The organism is Pseudoalteromonas aliena SW19, assembly GCF_014905615.1.
Lineage (GTDB): Bacteria > Pseudomonadota > Gammaproteobacteria > Enterobacterales > Alteromonadaceae > Pseudoalteromonas > Pseudoalteromonas aliena.
In genome coordinates this window covers 91207-108222 of the sequence record NZ_AQGU01000028.1, presented here as the reverse complement: position 1 = coordinate 108222, position 17016 = coordinate 91207, and the positions used below count along the sequence as shown (strand labels likewise).

At 39.4% G+C, this 17016-nt stretch carries 11 protein-coding genes and 1 pseudogene; 7 read left to right on the top strand and 5 right to left on the bottom strand.

Going from position 1 to position 17016, the window contains the following annotated elements; all coding sequences use genetic code 11:
• Nucleotides 1-558 precede the first annotated feature (558 nt).
• Entirely contained in the window at nucleotides 559-2643 is a 2085-nt protein-coding gene (gene fusA / locus PALI_RS15675; protein ID WP_077538889.1) for an elongation factor G, read from the bottom strand.
• Between the two features lie 997 nt (nucleotides 2644-3640).
• Complete coding sequence (ylqF, locus tag PALI_RS15670; RefSeq protein ID WP_077536439.1) at nucleotides 3641-4594, bottom strand: ribosome biogenesis GTPase YlqF; 954 nt, start codon at nucleotides 4592-4594, stop codon at nucleotides 3641-3643.
• A 266-nt stretch (nucleotides 4595-4860) separates the two neighbouring features.
• On the opposite strand from ylqF, the gene PALI_RS15665 reads away from it, so the two are divergent.
• The 3 genes from PALI_RS15665 to PALI_RS15655 all read left to right on the top strand — a co-directional run bounded on the left by PALI_RS15665 (nucleotide 4861) and on the right by PALI_RS15655 (nucleotide 6609).
• A complete protein-coding gene (locus PALI_RS15665; protein ID WP_193156421.1) occupies nucleotides 4861-5934 on the top strand; it encodes a helix-turn-helix domain-containing protein in 1074 nt (357 codons plus the stop codon).
• A complete protein-coding gene (locus PALI_RS15660) occupies nucleotides 5915-6397 on the top strand; it encodes a PIN domain-containing protein (protein WP_193156420.1) in 483 nt (160 codons plus the stop codon). The genes PALI_RS15665 and PALI_RS15660 overlap by 20 nt, the downstream gene beginning before the upstream one ends.
• 65 nt (nucleotides 6398-6462) lie before the next feature.
• The gene (locus PALI_RS15655) at nucleotides 6463-6609 is read left to right on the top strand and encodes a hypothetical protein (protein WP_193156518.1); all 147 of its coding nucleotides are present in this window, start codon (nucleotides 6463-6465) and stop codon (nucleotides 6607-6609) included.
• Nucleotides 6610-6986: 377 nt separating this feature from the next.
• Here the strand turns inward: PALI_RS15655 and PALI_RS15650 are convergent.
• Nucleotides 6987-10141: pseudogene (locus PALI_RS15650) on the bottom strand (DUF3427 domain-containing protein).
• Nucleotides 10142-10654: 513 nt separating this feature from the next.
• On the opposite strand from PALI_RS15650, the gene PALI_RS15645 reads away from it, so the two are divergent.
• Nucleotides 10655-11191, top strand: coding sequence for a YaeQ family protein (locus PALI_RS15645; protein ID WP_077538891.1), 537 nt, complete (start codon nucleotides 10655-10657; stop codon nucleotides 11189-11191).
• Between the two features lie 21 nt (nucleotides 11192-11212).
• On the top strand, nucleotides 11213-11815 hold the full coding sequence (locus PALI_RS15640) for a PGAP1-like alpha/beta domain-containing protein (RefSeq protein WP_077536442.1): 603 nt from the start codon (nucleotides 11213-11215) through the stop codon (nucleotides 11813-11815).
• On the opposite strand, the gene PALI_RS15635 is transcribed toward PALI_RS15640, so the two are convergent.
• Nucleotides 11812-12021, bottom strand: coding sequence for a hypothetical protein (locus PALI_RS15635; protein ID WP_138585813.1), 210 nt, complete (start codon nucleotides 12019-12021; stop codon nucleotides 11812-11814). The two genes, PALI_RS15640 and PALI_RS15635, sit on opposite strands and share 4 nt — an antisense overlap.
• Nucleotides 12022-12354: 333 nt before the next feature.
• Here PALI_RS15635 and PALI_RS15630 point away from each other — a divergent pair, with 333 nt between their 5' ends.
• Nucleotides 12355-12828, top strand: coding sequence for a Dps family protein (locus PALI_RS15630; protein ID WP_077536443.1), 474 nt, complete (start codon nucleotides 12355-12357; stop codon nucleotides 12826-12828).
• A 233-nt stretch (nucleotides 12829-13061) separates the two neighbouring features.
• Here the strand turns inward: PALI_RS15630 and PALI_RS15625 are convergent, their stop codons facing one another.
• Nucleotides 13062-16004, bottom strand: a complete 2943-nt coding sequence (locus PALI_RS15625; RefSeq protein ID WP_193156419.1) for a TonB-dependent receptor domain-containing protein — start codon at nucleotides 16002-16004, stop codon at nucleotides 13062-13064.
• A gap of 237 nt (nucleotides 16005-16241) precedes the next feature.
• Here PALI_RS15625 and PALI_RS15620 point away from each other — a divergent pair, with 237 nt between their 5' ends.
• Entirely contained in the window at nucleotides 16242-16997 is a 756-nt protein-coding gene (locus tag PALI_RS15620) for a LytR/AlgR family response regulator transcription factor (RefSeq protein ID WP_193156418.1), read from the top strand.
• The last annotated feature ends 19 nt before the right edge of the window (nucleotides 16998-17016 follow it).

The window sequence follows — 17016 nt, the reverse complement described above, 5'->3', positions numbered from 1 at the left end:
TGGCCTCGATAACAAGGCAAACATTTCGTTATTTAGTTAACCTCAACTCTGGTTAAGATATTTACTAATATATTGAATAATAATGATATTTAAATTTATTTTTCTCTAGCCAGAGATTTTCAGTGAAAACAAGGCGAACTTACGCGTCAATAGCTGGCCTATTGCAAGTAAATTCAACGTAGTGAGCGCTGAAAATAGCTGCTCGAGATAGATTAATTATCCAGAGTTCAGGTTAGTTACTCAATAGCAGACACTTTTAGCGCAGTTAGCGCCAGATTTAACCCCTCAAATTGATTAATGCCAAACTGCATAAATCTTTGATCAATTTAACGAATTAAATTGCACTATAACGTCGTTAAAAATTTTTTATTTAGAACAACTAGATACAAAAATTTTTGCCTAGTTCTAGCGTAATTTTCTTTACGTTAAATAGACCCGATATATAAGTAGATTAGTATAAGTATTATTGCGAATTAGTATTAATAAAATCACTATTAATTACAGACAATAAAAAACCCGCAACATGTTGCGGGTTTTTTTAAAGAGTTAAAGTGCTAATTACTTAGCAGCTTTCTTCTCTTTTTCTGCAGCGATTACAGTTTCAGCTACGTTAGCTGGACATGCAGCGTAGTGTGAGAACTCCATAGAGAACTGACCACGACCCGATGTCATTGTACGTAGTGTACCAATGTAACCGAACATTTCTGATAACGGTACGTCAGCTTTAATACGGCTGCCTGTTAAACCAGCTTCTTGGTCTTTCATCATGCCACGACGACGGTTAAGGTCACCGATAACATCACCAACGTGATCTTCTGGAGTGAACACGTCAACATTCATGATTGGCTCAAGAAGTTGTGCGCCCGCTTTAGGGATCGATTGACGGAAAGCGCCTTTTGCAGCGATTTCGAACGCGATTGCAGATGAATCCACGGCATGGAAACCACCGTCGAAAAGTTCAACTTCAACGTCAAGTACAGGGAAACCAGCAAGAACACCAGTACCCATCATTGACTTAAAGCCTTTCTCAACTGCAGGCCAGAATTCTTTAGGTACGTTACCACCAACAACTGATGATTTAAACGTGAAGCCTGAAGCAACTTCGCCTGGCTTGATGCGGTAATCGATTTTACCGAACTGACCAGAACCACCAGATTGTTTCTTATGCGTGTAGCTATCTTCAATTTCTTTAGTGATAGTTTCACGGTAAGCAACTTGTGGTTGACCAACAATAAGGTCTACGCCGTAAGTACGCTTAAGGATATCTACTTTGATATCTAAGTGAAGCTCACCCATACCTTTAAGGATAGTTTCGCCTGAATCTTCATCAGTCTCAACTTGGAAAGATGGATCTTCTGCAACCATTTTACCGATAGCAACACCCATTTTCTCATTACCGCCTTTATCTTTAGGCTGTACAGCAATCGAGATTACTGGAGTTGGGAATACCATTGGCTCAAGTGTTACTGGGTGCTTAGGATCACATAAAGTGTGACCAGTTTGCACGTTTTTCATGCCTACGATAGCAATGATGTCACCAGCTTGTGCGCTAGTTAATTCGTTACGGTCATCTGCTTGCATCTCAACCATACGGCCAACACGCTCAGTTTTACCAGTAAACGAGTTAAGGATGGTGTCACCCTTGTTTAGTTTACCTGAGTAAATACGTACGAATGTTAATGCACCAAAACGGTCATCCATTATTTTGAATGCTAACGCTTTGAAAGGTTCATCTGCAGATACGATTGCAAATTCGCCATTTTCGTTACCTTCTTCATCCATAAGAGGTTGAGGATCAACTTCTGTAGGAGCTGGTAAGTAATCAACAACAGCATCAAGAATAAGCTGCATACCTTTGTTCTTAAACGCAGAACCACAGTATGTAGGGAAGAAAGCAAGGTCACGAGTACCTTTACGGATACAACGTTTGATGTCTTCTACAGAAGGTGCTTCACCTTCCATGTAAGCTTCAAGTAGTTCATCGTCTTGCTCAAGGGCAGTTTCAACAAGCATTTCATAATACTCGTCAGTCTTTTCTACCATGTCTGCAGGAACGTCTGTAATTTCGTAGTTTTCAGGAAGACCAGTGTCATCCCAAACGTATGCTTTTTTAGTTAAAACATCTACAACACCAACAAATTCATCTTCAATACCAATTGGTAAAGTCATGATTAATGGAGTTGCGCCAAGTACTTTACGCACTTGCTCAGTTACACGGTAAAAATCAGCACCCATACGGTCTAATTTGTTAACGAAGATAATACGTGCAACTTCTGAGTCATTAGCATAACGCCAGTTAGTTTCTGATTGTGGTTCAACACCACCAGAACCACAGAAAACACCAACACCGCCATCAAGTACTTTAAGTGAACGGTAAACTTCAACTGTGAAGTCAACGTGTCCTGGTGTATCGATAACGTTAAAACGGTGATCTTTCCAGAAACAGCTTACTGCCGCAGACTGGATAGTAATACCGCGCTCAGCTTCTTGTTCCATGAAGTCAGTAGTAGATTCACCATCATGAACCTCACCTGTTTTATGGATTTGACCAGTAAGCTTTAGGATACGCTCAGTAGTCGTGGTTTTACCCGCATCTACGTGCGCGAAAATACCAATGTTTCTGTACTTCGATAAATCTGCCATTAATTTTACTCTTAATAAAGTCGATAAATTATTCGGCAGGAGTATAACATCACTTAAAGCGAACATCACCATGCAAGCCGCTTAAAATGCAATCAATTCAAGATATTTTTTTTATGCGCAAGATCTATTTTGCATTTTAAGTTGAAAATCACATGTAACATAATGAAAACACTATTTTTTATCGCCCTAACTTTAGGTACATAAAGTTATTTCGTTATTTTGTAACAACACACTACCATAGCTTAAACAGCTAAAATTTTAATCTATACTCAGAAATTACTAATCTTTGAAAACTAATACTTGTTTAAACTATGAGCAATTTAATCACAGCCTATGTCACCCAACACTAAGAAAAACCAAATAGTCGCAATTTTTTTATGTTTAACATCAGCTTATAAAACAAACAAATAGATAATAAGAATTATTTGCATTTAGGTGTTGACAGTTAATTGAATCTAACTGATAATCACTATCAACAAGACGGCAAACATACTGGCTTGTAACGGAATGAATTGATTTGTTTCTCGACCCTGAAACAACGTGTGGCGCACGTTAACAGCTATGGTTACTTGTTATGAACCGCAACGCCCCTTGATGTTGATAATAAGTAACCGCCCTACTATTTTACTTGCTACATTGCTCATATCGGTGACGGTAGATATGAAACTAAAAAAGCCCTTACGGGCTTTTTTTATGTCTGTAATTTAGTTGGTTAAATTAGGGTCTGTTGATCTTTCAAGGTTAAATTTGCAGCAGTCTGTTTGGTATTTAGGCAAGGCAGAGCCTATGTAGTGTGGTTATTCCCCATAAATGGGCGATAACGTAGCATTAATGCCAAACAGGCGCTGCCCAAAGGGTTCTTCCTAGGGGCTATTTACTCTTTGTTGCTCGGTTTTTACTTAGCCCACTAGGTTACAAACCTCGCGCCGCGATTAAATAGCCCCTAGTCTGAACAAATTTTAATCCGCAAAGATCAACAGACCCTAAACTAAATCAATTAACGACGATTTTTACGCGCTCGTGCTCGGCGTTGGAGTTTCTCTTCTTCTTTAGCTTGTTTTTTAGCCTCTGCTGCCGCACGTAAACCAGCAACCATTACTTCTTCTTCCTCACGCATTTGCGGAGTTTCCATAGTAATACGGCCAATAATACCGTCGCGCAGTTCGTTAATTAGGATTTCAGACATTTTATACGTGTCGATTTGGTTTCCACCACGAATACAACCACGCTTTTTACCTGCCATTTCAACAAATTCCCAATCATTCTCAGGAAGCTCAGCGATTTTATAGCGCGCTTTTAAAAGCTCAGGATATGCACGTAATAAATATTCAGCGGTATAACTTGCTACTTCTTCATACTCAAGTGCGGTATCACGAATGGCACCTGTAGCGCCTAAGCGATAACCTGAGTTTTCGTTTTCTACTTTTGGCCAAAGCATACCAGGCGTATCGTAAAGCATAATACCGTCTTCAAGCTTAATACGTTGCTGCGCTTTAGTTACCGCAGGTTCATTACCTGTTTTTGCAACTATACGTCCAGCCAGTACATTAATTAGCGTAGATTTACCCACGTTAGGAATACCCATTATCATGGCTTTAATCTGTTTATCGGCACCCACTTTATGCGGCACTAACTTTTTACACAGCTCATTGATACGATGTACTTCAGCTGCTTTATCATGACCAAAAGAAATCGCTTTAACACCGTTTTCTTGCTCAAAATAGTCTTTCCAGATCTGCGTCATTTTAGGATCAGCTAAATCAGCTTTGTTCAAAATTTTGATGACCGGCTTACCTTCACGCAAGGTTGCCACCATCGGGTTTTCGCTACTGTAGGGAATGCGCGCATCAAGCACTTCAATAATCACATCCATTTGCGGCATTATTTCTTTAATTTCATTGCGGGCTTTATTCATATGCCCAGGGAACCACTGTATTCCTGCTCTACTCATTTGATTTATAAACCTTTTATTTCAACCCATAACACCATGCTTTACCTAATTAAGTGCTATGCGGGGTACTGGGTGAATAATTTGGATTTATCACCTCAACTAATAGCTCCTAGTTTACTACATAATCCCTTTAAACTTCTCGTATAAATAAAACCAGTAGTATATCGCAACTATATAAGTGTAATTTATGTTCATAGACAAAAATACACCCATGGTTTATATTTACGACAAATGACTTAATTTTATAAACCACGAGGTATATATACATGTTTGCTGAACGATTCACTCGTGCCCGAAAAGCCTCAGGCCTATCAATGCAAGCGCTAGCTACCGCAGTTGGTATATCTGCTAATGCTATAAAAAAATATGAACATGGTACTGCTATGCCGTCTTCTTCTAATTTATTAAAGCTTGCAAGCGCACTTGAAGTACGTACTGAATACTTTTTCCGACCTATAAAAGTAAAATTAGAAGGTGTGGAATATCGTAAGCGTGCAAGCACGCCACAGAAGATTTTAGATCGTATAAATGGTGATGTGTTGGATCAGGCTGAGCGCTGGCAAGAGCTTTTAAACTTTTATCCAGATTCTATTAAACCTATCACGCCATTTTCACTACCAAGTACATTACCTGATGTAATTGATTCATATGAACAGCTAGAAGATGTAGCCACCACTATGCGCAATGGATGGGGTTTAGGTTTAAATCCTATTCATGACATGATTGATACATTGGAATCGAAAGGTGTAATGATAATTTGCACTGATGTAGAAACCAGTAAAAAGTTTGATGGTCTCGCGGGTAACATTAATGAGCTACCTGTTGTTGTTATCTCTACAGCACAAAGTGGCGATCGCCAACGGTTTACGCTTGCTCATGAATTAGGTCACTTAGTATTACACAACCGACTCTCTGAAGAGTTAGATGAAGAAAAGGCGTGTAATCACTTTGCAGGGGCTTTTTTATTACCAAGCACTAGTTTAATACAACACTTAGGTAAAAGCCGAACTCAACTAGAGGCGCAAGAGCTATACATGCTCAAGCATGAGTACGGCATAAGCATGCTTGCCTCTTTGTATCGTGCTTCACAGTCTGGTGTAATTTCACATCAAACCCAAAAAAATATGTTCATTTGGTTTGGCAAGCAAGGATGGCGCACCCAGGAACCTGGCGAACCTTATCCGCATGAAGCTACTTACTTATACAAGCAACTAGTATATCGTGCGCTAAGTGAAGACTACATTGGTATATCCAAAGCTGCAGAGCTATTAGGGGTATCACTCTCAAGCTTTCACAAAGAACGAAAGTTAGAGGTGCTTAATGCAGCAGCTACTAATTAGTGATGCCAATATATTAATAGATATGGAAAAAGGTGAGCTATTAACCCAACTTTTTCAGCTACCTTACCAATTCGCCATACCTGATATCTTATTTGTTGAAGAACTTGAGGAAGAACACGCACATTTACCTGCTATGGGCTTAACTTTAGAAGAGCTATCACCTGATTCAATGATGCATGCAATGGAGTTAATTCCGCTGTATTTAAATGCCAGCCGTAACGATATATTTGCTTTGTGTTTAGCTAAGCAAAAAAACTGCCCTCTTGTAACTGGCGATATGGCTTTAAGAAAAGCAGCTGAAAAAGAAGGCATTGTTGTCCAAGGCACTATTTCATTAATAACGCAGCTTGTTAGGCAACAAATAATAACGAAAGAAACTGCATTAAAAGCCTATGAAAAAATGAAGCTATCAGGTCGAAGACTGCCTTGGAAGGTGGCTATAGAGCATTTAAACGCCTTATAACGCAAGTACGGCATAGAGCCAGTGCGTGTAGCACTGGCTAAATTAGTTTTTAAGAAGGAAACAATATGTCACTTTATAAACAAGAATTTGGTCAAAACTTTGGCCTCGGCTGTGACTTAAAAGATCACCCTTATCTAATAGATAAAAGCTGGCATTACGATCAATGTCCTAGATTCTACTTTACAGTAGGTGAGCAGTTTTATGTATTGTAACTTTTTGAATTACTTTATAAGTATCATCTTTTTGTTGTTGGTTGGAAATAAGTGAAAGTTGCTGCTCATTAGCATTTGCTAAACGGGTAAACTCTTTTCTTGTTTCTTTTGGTTCTGTATTTTGTAAAACAATTGCATTAATAAACAAATAAACGATAAAAACGCAAAAATTGGATTTAATGTTCCTCCCATAAAATCCCCAAAAGCTCCTCATTGCTCAATTGGTGAATCTGGTGAGAAGCCGAATTGAGCAATTATGTTGCATAATACAGAGATCATTATTACAAAGGCGGCAGATAGCAAGGCCACGTAAATTTTTCATTTGTTATTCCTTAAAATAAATATTTGAAATTTGATTTAATCAAAATTTTAGCTTATCACCCAACAGCCAATTTCCCTGCCTCGTGCCACATTTCACTTGGCATGGGGCTGGTTAATTCCCACGTTATGTTCATCGGTTGGCTGTCGTTGTGGCTTTGGTATTTAACCTCGCCGTAGTTTACAAACCCCATGGTTCGGCCGTTTTCGTCTTTGCCTTGTTCGCGTACAAATAACACGATGGTTTTGCCTGTTTGTTGGTGCTGAATATAACTAAGGCCGCGACCGTGTTCTGGGCGGGCGCTGTTTTGCGTTTGCCAATGAAACAGCGTAGGGCTGATTGCGTAGTCATGATACAGCGTGGTGGGCGAGTAGGTTTTTTCGCACTTGTTGAGTGTTACAAATAACAGCTCTAGGTTTTGGTTTTTAAATTCTAAAACACCTTCGCGGGCGGTCGATTTTTTATCAAACGAGTGCGCCCCAAAAGCTGCGAGTATTTGTTGGCGAGTGTAGCGGCTGTGTAATTTTATGGCGTGATTAGGTAAGCACGATAAATCGCTTTCTTGCTGGTGTATGCGGTTTATTAATAGCGCAAATTACTTGAGCAAGTTCGTGCTGGTAGCTCTTTGTGTTTAAGTGCTTGTAAGCTTTGTTCAAGGGTTTTAAACCCTAAACTTGTGCCTGTGCTATCCCAAAAGTTGTAATGCGCCATAAGCGCGTACTGTTGGTTTTGCGCTGTTGGCGTAAAGCTAAAGTCGTTATTACATAAATCACGTAAAAAGCATAAATAACTGATTGAGTCGCAGCCGAGTAATTGGGTGTTGATTGCGCGGTAATACGCGGCGTAAATATCGGCTTGCTCTGCGGGTATTTCATCGCCTTTTAGCCAGAGCCAGCCGCCGAGCTTTTTATCTTTTGGTTTGTATACATCTTCAAGTGTAACTTGTGGGTTTATACGTAAAAAGTTACTTAGCGTTAGCGCGTCATTAGTGTGTTGCGAATAGCTATTTATAAGCTGCTGTAAACGGCGTTTAGAGTTTATAGCTTGCTGAATATTTTTTAATATTGTTTGTTGTGTGCGCTTTTGTAGCTCAATACGGCAACCCAACGGTAAATGCGGGAAGTTGTTTTCAATCTCGGTTTTTATTGGCTGATTGCTTTTACCAATGAGTGCGCGGAATTTACTGGCAAAGTCGTATTCTGGGCGAGCGTTGCCTACAAAGTCGAGCACGGTGCAGCATTGCTTTTGGCTGTTGTCGGGCAGGCGCAAACCACGGCCGAGTTGCTGTAAAAACAATGTTAGGCTTTCAGTTGGGCGTAAAAATAGTAAAGTATCGACTTCGGGAATATCGACGCCTTCGTTAAAAATATCAACCACGCAAAGTATTTGTATTTCGCCTTGGCGAAGTGCTTGTTGTTTGGCCGCGCGCTCATTAGTGTTTTTGCTGGTCAGTACATCGGCGTTTATACCTGCTAAGTTAAATTTAGAGGCCATAAACTCCGCGTGTTTTTGGCTTACGCAAAACGCCAGTGCTTTAATGGTTTGAGCATTGGTTACGATATCAGCAAGGCTCGATATAATTTTGTTTGCGCGGCTGTTCTCCCCTGTATAAAGGTTGCTTAGCTCGCTTATATCGTAACGGCCGCCTCGCCATGTTATTTGGCTTAGGTCGGTGTCGTCATCTAGTCCAAAGTATTGAAACGGGCATAAATGGCGTTGATTTATTGCCTCTGGTAAGCGAATTTCAGCGGCTATTACCCCGCAAAAATCATCGAGTATATTTGCGCCATCTTGTCGCTCTGGTGTAGCGGTTAAGCCAAGTAGTATTGTGGGCGTAAAGTAACTTAAAATAGCACGGTAACTTGCAGCGCTTACGTGATGTACTTCATCTATCACTATGTAGTCGTAGTAATCATTGGTTAAATTGAGCGATTCAATTTGGCTGTTTAATGTTTGAATTGACGCAAATAATTGGTTGTAGCGCTGCGGTTTGTAGTTACCTACCCACAGCTCACCAAAGTCGTTATTTTTAAGCACGCCGCGGTAAGCGCTTTGTGCTTGTTTGAGTATTTCTTCGCGGTGGGCTACAAACAAAAAGTGTGCGTTTGGGTTTTTATCGTAAACGGTTTTAAAGTCGAACGCCGATATTATTGTTTTACCTGTGCCGGTAGCAGCAACTACTAAGTTTTTAAAACGATTATGTACGCTGCGCTCAACACTTAGCTTTTCTAAAATAGCGAGCTGATGCGTTTTTGGTGTTATATCAAAATAAAACTGGCTGCTTGCTTGCCCAACACCGCGCTGCTCATTAAGTGAGTTTATGAGTTTTTCTTTACATTCAGTTTTACCAGTAAACAGTTCGAAATCTGGCGATTGCCAGTAGGTTTCAAAGGTACTTTTAGTTTTGGCTATGATGTGCGGGATTTCTTGCGCGGTAATTTTTAAGTTCCACTCAAGGCCGCTGGTAAGCGCCGAATGCGATAAATTAGACGAGCCAATATAACCGGTATGAAACCCCGTATTACGCATAAACAAATATGACTTTGCGTGTAAGCGCTCTTGCTGATTGTTGTAGCTTAGTTTTACTTCTGTATTTGGCAGGTTTGCTAAAAACTCAACCGCTTTAGCATCCGTTGCACCCATGTACGAAGTAGTAATAACTTTGAGTTTATTGCCGCTTTTGGTAAACGCTTCAAGCTCATTTTTAAAAATGCGCAGCCCCGTCCATTTTATAAATGAGACAAGCCAGTAAATAGTGTCGGACGATTTTATCTCGCGCTTTAGCTCGGTTTCGAGCGATATACCTGCATTAGCACCGCTAAACAATTCGCTTTGCGTAAGGCCTGTGAGTGGGAATATATCGCTTGAGTAATCTTTAAGATTGGCCGCAATCGGGTTTTGGGTATTAAACAGCGCGGTAAGTATTCGCCCTTGGCTGTCGATAAGGTTTTCGTTAATTAGCTCGTCATCGCGAATATGATCTTTAAGCCAAAGCACAAGGCTGTTTGCGAGGTTAATTTGTTCTTGCAAGCGCTCGTTTGAATTAGGGATGGCATCGATTGCATACTCAATAAGCTTACCTAAAAAGCGCGAAAGCCACGTAGCCGCCTCAGCCGATTCTAGTTGACGTTCGCCCACATAAAATTGGTCACGATTTAAATTTCGCTCAATTACTTGCGTAATTAACTGCTCGTAAATACCTATTTGCTGCATTAAATCGCTCCCTGTTTGTGAGCATTCAGTTTACTAAAAAAACCAATGTAAACAAGCATTAACTCAATATTGAATTAAAGGCTGTAGTTAAGTTAATCCCCGTTATTTTGCCCGAAAAAACTCAATTGATGAGTAATTGATTGCATGGATGCAATCAAAGTCGTGACAGGCACATGGATGTGCCTTACACGGCCTTTGCGTTCATATCAATTTAGGCTTTGAGGAAAGTGCAAAATGCTCGGGGCGCCGAGAGATTCCAAAGAGAAGTCGGCGGTTACTTCTCTTTGGTTGCCGTCGCCAACGCGACATTTACTAGTTAATAAGATAATTAAGAAAATCTTCTTTTGAAGAAAATACTTTTTCTATACGATTTTCAGTTTGTGTTACCACTTAAAAAAACCTATTTGCAGGGTAATCCTTTTTTGGGCTCCAATGAAACGCTGAACTCTGTATCTTGAGGTGGTTTGGGTATTAATGCGCTATACTGGCGCAAATTTTTTTAGATTAGTTGTTATGGCTCTTAAATCCACCATTATGAAAGTGCAATTATCGCTTAGCGATATGGACCGCCACGTTTACCAAGACTTTAGTTTAACCTTGGCTCAACACCCTTCAGAAACCGATCAACGATTGATGATTCGTCTACTCGCTTTTGCACTCAATAGCTGTGATGGTTTAGAATTTACCAAAGGGCTAAGTGCAGATGATGAGCCTGAACTTTGGCATGTAAATTACAGCGAAGAAATAGAATTGTGGATTGAGTTGGGTTTACCTGATGAAAAACGCCTTAAAAAAGCCTGTAATAAATCTAAAAAAGTGGTGCTTTATACTTATGGTGAAAACAATCAGGCAATTTGGTGGCAAAAACATCAACCTAAGTTGTATGAATTTAAAAACCTAAGTATTTTTAGCCTTGATTACGCAACTACACAAGCGCTTGCTGCTTTGGTTGATCGCAGTATTAAGCTTGCAATTACCATTCAAGATGGCGAAGTGTGGGTAAATACAGATAATACTAATATTGAAATAAAACCACAGCAGTTAATGTAACTAATGATTTTTTGAGGGCGTATGAAGATTAAACACGTTATTGTTTTACATGGCTTATATATGTCTGGCTTTGTTATGCGCCCACTGTGCTCTCGTTTAGAAGAATCTGGTGTTAAAGTATTAAACCTTACTTACAATACGCTTGATCCAAACCGCGATGCTATTTTTGCTCAAATTGATGAATTTATTGCAGGTGAACCTTCTGCACTGGTATGTCACTCAATGGGCGGATTAGTCGCTCGCGCATACCTAGAAGCTAATTCAGTTGCAAGCCAACACATTACAAAAGTAGTTACTTTAGGCACGCCTCATCAAGGTAGCCATATTGCACAAAAAATGAAGCAAAAAGGGTTTGAGTCTTTTTTAAAAAATAGCGTTGAATTTTTGCTTACACAAAATGGTAATTGGCCGTTTAAAGCGAAGCTTTTTAGTATTGCAGGTGACTTACCCATTGGTTTAATGCCTCTTATAGTTAAAGGTAGTAAATCAGATGGCACTGTATTACTTGATGAAACTAAGCTCAAAGGTATGGCTGAACATAAAGTGTTCCATTTAAGCCATACCAGTATGATTTACTCACGCGAAGTGGTCGACTATATTTTAAAATGCTTAAGCGAGAATTAATCTTCAGCGGCTTCTGCAATTTTATAACTTATTAAAAATATAATACCCAATATCAGGGGTATTGGCGCTGCGATATAACCAAAAAAAGCTGAATTGGCAATACTAGCTCCTGCTAAATGAGCAACTAGCCCCAATACAAATGCCACCAACGCTATACCAACTACAATCAACTCTGCTTTATTTTGCTTAACTGTTTTTGCGTGCATGTTATCTCTCCTAATAATTGCTACAAAATTAGTATGCGCTATTAAAACGAGTGCTTTTTGACCTAAATCAAACAATAAAATGCCTTTGTACTTTGCCCATACAAAACTTGTTTTAGATCATAATTTACACAGCGCAAATGTTTATTTTCTTGTAAGGGGTGGTATTTTAATTAATCCGACCCATTTCTATTAGGTAAGGGTGAATATAAGCATTACTGGTTACTGATAGTTTAAAACTATAAAGTTGATAAACATAAACGATTTTACTAATTTAAGCTGGTACGCAATACTTATCACAAGTTCACAAACAAACGGTTATTAAAGGAGTCAGTTATGTCACAGGTAAACGCAATTGGTCTAAACAGCGCAAAAAGTGATGATATTGTAAAGTCACTCAATACGTTATTAAGCAGCTACCAAATTCAGTACATGAATGCGCGCGGTTTTCATTGGAACATTAAAGGCCGTAACTTTTTTGAACTACACATTAAGTTTGAAGAAATTTATAACCTTTTACTTTTAAAAGTAGACGAAGTAGCTGAGCGCATCTTAACGCTAGATGGCGAGCCTCTTCATGCATTTTCTGATTACTTAGAAGTAAGCAAAATTAAAGAAGCAAAAGGTATTAGCGATGGAGTTACTGCTGTAGAAAACTTACTAGCCGGTTACAGCACGCTAATTAAAATGCAGCGCGAAATATTGAACCAAGCAAGTGACGCTGAAGACGAAGGGACTGCTTCGTTAATGAGCGATTATATCTCAGAGCAAGAAAAACTCGTTTGGATGCTTAAAGCATATTTAGATTAAGTCAAAAAAATAAAAGCCCTCATTGAGGGCTTAATTAGGGATAAATCTTGAACAATCAAGCGATTCGGTTACTATATTAACCTCACCCCAAAGCGAAACAACGCCCCTGTTACCAGTGGCGTTGTTTTTGGTTTAAGTGGACAATAAAGCAGTGTATTGCAAAAAGCCTCAGTGATTACTGAGGCTTTATATATATCAATAACAATATTAAAAGCTAATATCGTTATTACTGATTAGAACTTACTTCTAAAACCAATGTATACAGTTTGACCAATTGGGTCATATGTACCAGCGTCGGTTTCAGTGCCTGTATCTGAACCACTTATACCAGAAACAATACGTGGTGGCTCTTTATCAAATAAGTTATTAGCTCCTGCATATAACTCCATTGAATCACTAATATGATAGCTTGCTTGCACATCATGATACGTGACAGAACCAACACCAACTGAGCCAGCTGGAATCCCCAAACCACTTAAAAATTGATCATCAAAATCAGCATTTCCTGTAAATGTCATGCTCCAGTTAAAGTCAAAATCATTAATTTTATAACCTAAGTTCCAGTTTGCTTTATGCTCAGACGCGCCAACTTCACCAGCAAATACATCTTTATCTGCACCAGGTAACGGAATACTGTAACCATCAATTAGATAAGTGTATGCAAGGCGAGTTTTGAATGCACCTGGGCCTATATTTGTGGCGTACGTTAGTGTTAAATCGACACCTTCAGTACCCAAACCACCGCTGTTTGATACACCGCTATCAATAAACTCTAGCGAACCTGCGCTATTATTACCCGATGGAGCGCCACGGCGTGTAATAAAGTTACAGAAACTATCATCACCTCCACCATAGCATTGCTCAAGAATAAACTGGCGAGGTGTTGAAACTATTGCATCATCAATTTCTATATCAAAGTAGTCAAGCGTGATATCTAAACCCGATATTAAGTTTTCAGGTGTAAAAACCACACCCACTGTCACTGAGTTACCTACTTCTTCTTTAAGATCTGTATTACCACGGTTAAAGCCACTGATACCTTGTAAATCAGATTGGTTAAGCGTAAATGCACCATTGGTAGCAATATTACTGGCAACACCTACATCTGCACGACATGAATCGCCTGATGTACCACCCCCACTACTTGTAATTCCTAAGCAAGGATCGTTTAAGCCACTTGGAAATGTTTGTGACGGTGGAGAAAACAATTCATCAATATTAGGCGCACGAGTTGAGCGCGCTCGAGTCGCACGTAAACGTAAACTATCTGTCACTTCCCAATCTAAACCTACATTCCAACTTTCTGTACTACCTACTGTCGAATAATCTGACAAGCGAACCGCTGCATTCATAGTGACAGATTCAAGTACTGGAATATTTGTTTCAATATAATACTCAGTTACATCAAATGAGCCTTCTGTTGCCGGAATTGCATTACCCGCATTAAGGCCTGCTTGTTGTAATGCATCAAACTCACTACGAGAAAATTCTTCACGATATTCAAAACCAGCTGCGATACCCACAGTTCCTGCAGGTAACTCAAATAAATCACCCGAGATATTACCACCAATAATTTCTTGTTCTACAGAAGTAGAAAGAGAGCTTGGTGCACTTACAAAATCAATTGCACTTTGCGATAGTGAATTAAAACCAAAAATATTAACTGGTGCACAGTTAAAGCCTCGAGCCGTTGCGTCAATACAGATTGCTTCGTTAGTTATACCATCGCCATCGAGGTCAAAACGATCGTTAACAGCTTCTAAACCTCGTCGAAAGCTTTGTACGTTAACTAAACCACCAGATACTTGTGACTCTTTTGTTTTGCCATACACGTAGTAAGTATCGTAAAACCAGTTGTCGTTTATTTCACCTTGAAAACCTAATGCAATACGGAATGTATCACGCTCTGCACGTGCCCCACGGTTACCAATATCGCTTAAACGCTTTGCAAAGAAAATATCTCGGCTACCGTCGCCATCTGTATCTGTTGCTGCATTATAAATATCGTCAGGTACAAACGCACTGCGTAGTAACTCTCCATTTACTTCAAATTCAATAGGAACACGCCCATTAGCGTAAATATCATCAGATGCAAATGGGAATGGCTCTAGCTCTGAACGAGTTGTACTCGACGCATACGTACCTTCATAAAAAAAGCTGTGCTTATCATTAAGTTCATAACTGCCGTTGGATGCAAATAAATAACGCTCGGTTGGAATTGCAATTGTACGAACCCCACTTCGGTTAAAGCCATTTGCGGCAACGCCATCGCCACCATTGGTGCTAAACGAATTTTGTAGGTTGTTATCTTGATCGAATGTAAAGCGAGTGTCTCCTGCATCAAATCGACCTTGAGGTGGAAATGACGAGAAAAAAGGACGTACGGTATCAAAAATAGCATTTGGATTTGCAGCAGGATCATCTTCAAAAAATATTTGCGAGAATTGATCCACAGCAGAACGGTCACGATCACGAGAGTAAACAGCACCCTGATCAGAATAACCTAAGTGAAACATTGCATGACCCTTGCCATCACTACTGGTTAAACCCGACGTGAAAGAGAATTGTCGAGATTGGTCATCGCCTTCTTTGGACTCACCAAATTGACCTTCAAATTCAATACCTTCAAAGTCATCTTTTAAAACAAAGTTAACCACACCTGCCACTGCATCAGAGCCATAAACTGATGATGCGCCGCCAGTCATAATTTCAACTCGTTCGATAAATTGGCTAGGAATGGTATTTAAATCTACTGCTGAGCTACCTGGTAAACCCGATACATAACGGCGACCATTAACAAGCACTAATGTTCTTTCTGAGCCTAAATTACGTAAATCAACGGTAGCCACACCAGCACTTGCTGTGTTGAAGTTAGAATTAGTCCGGCTAATAGCTGGTGAACCGAACGCAGGGTTATCTAATAATAGGTTTTGAATATTAAGAGAGCCTGATGCATCGATTGCTGCACTATCTACAACCTGAATTGGCGCAGAAGACATAGCCTCGGCTGAACGAATACGAGAACCGGTAACTTGTACACGTTCTATTTTGGTAATTTCATCATCTTCTGCAGCTACACCTTGAAATGAAAATCCTGCAAGTATTGCACTGCTTAGCGCAATAGTTAACGACGATTTCTTAAATAATCGCGTGCGAACCTTGTTAGTTAATGTCATGTAATTCCCCTGAATTGTTATTTTTGTAACTAAATAGTTACTTCACGGGCCACATTAAAAGGATTAATATCAAGTCTCTATAAGTGTGCTTTAACAGGCGTTTATATTGGTGTGAACTGCAAGATTGATGGGTTAAATGCATATATCACAATAATTTTATAAAAATATTGTGTTTTTTTAACACTTTTCTCTCTAAACACGGTCTTAATTATTATCTACACTACGGGATATAAAATAATGGATGCTTCTTTTCATGCACAAACACTGGTTAGTAATGCCACGTTTGCAACATTTCTAACAAAACAAATGCAAGATCACCGTCATTTTAAGTCTCAATCTCTTGCTGCAGATAAGCGATTAGATCAAATAGATACGACGAAATATAATGTGCTTTTTTACGAGTTAACAAGCCTCTCTGATCCAACCCAAATTGTACACTTAGCCGAATTAGCAAAAAAAATGAAGCTAATCATTATTGGGCAATCAGGCCAGTTTGCTAGTTTTGCATTTGAAGTAGGCGCTGTAGACTTTTTAACTGTAGATTCAACAGCTCCCAGAATAGAAAAATGTTTTGATAAAATTGTTCACCTTTGCCCAATTGCAAGTGCCGTTGAGCGCCAATACCAACAAAGCATCCAACATGAGAAGCAATCTTCGTCGCATATTGTGGTTAAAGATGTCGGTAAGGTAAGGTTGATTGATATAAAAGATATTATTTGGATCAATGGTGCAGGTAATTATGTGGAATTGCATTTTACTCAAGGTAGTACGCCTATTTTACATCGCGAAACGATGAAAAATATCGAACAACAACTAGAACCCGAAGGATTTATACGTATTCATCGCTCTACTTTAGTTAGAAAACAAGCCATTTGCGAACTTATGCCAACAGACAGCGGTGACTATAAAGTGAGGCTAAAAAACGATATGTGTTTAAATTTATCAAGGCGTTATAAAGGATGTTTAGACAGTATAATAAGCCCCCTTCAATAGAAGGCTCATTAATATCAGC

Excerpts from the sequence above, each read along its gene's own strand:
- ylqF (WP_077536439.1), bottom strand. The coding sequence starts at position 4,594 with ATGAGTAGAGCAGGAATACAGTGGTTCCCTGGGCATATGAATAAAGCC.
- PALI_RS15630 (WP_077536443.1), top strand. The coding sequence starts at position 12,355 with ATGTCACAGGTAAACGCAATTGGTCTAAACAGCGCAAAAAGTGATGAT.
- PALI_RS15640 (WP_077536442.1), top strand. The coding sequence starts at position 11,213 with ATGAAGATTAAACACGTTATTGTTTTACATGGCTTATATATGTCTGGC.
- PALI_RS15635 (WP_138585813.1), bottom strand. The coding sequence starts at position 12,021 with ATGCACGCAAAAACAGTTAAGCAAAATAAAGCAGAGTTGATTGTAGTT.
- PALI_RS15620 (WP_193156418.1), top strand. The coding sequence starts at position 16,242 with ATGGATGCTTCTTTTCATGCACAAACACTGGTTAGTAATGCCACGTTT.
- PALI_RS15665 (WP_193156421.1), top strand. The coding sequence starts at position 4,861 with ATGTTTGCTGAACGATTCACTCGTGCCCGAAAAGCCTCAGGCCTATCA.
- fusA (WP_077538889.1), bottom strand. The coding sequence starts at position 2,643 with ATGGCAGATTTATCGAAGTACAGAAACATTGGTATTTTCGCGCACGTA.
- PALI_RS15625 (WP_193156419.1), bottom strand. The coding sequence starts at position 16,004 with ATGACATTAACTAACAAGGTTCGCACGCGATTATTTAAGAAATCGTCG.
- PALI_RS15645 (WP_077538891.1), top strand. The coding sequence starts at position 10,655 with ATGGCTCTTAAATCCACCATTATGAAAGTGCAATTATCGCTTAGCGAT.
- PALI_RS15655 (WP_193156518.1), top strand. The coding sequence starts at position 6,463 with ATGTCACTTTATAAACAAGAATTTGGTCAAAACTTTGGCCTCGGCTGT.
- PALI_RS15660 (WP_193156420.1), top strand. The coding sequence starts at position 5,915 with ATGCAGCAGCTACTAATTAGTGATGCCAATATATTAATAGATATGGAA.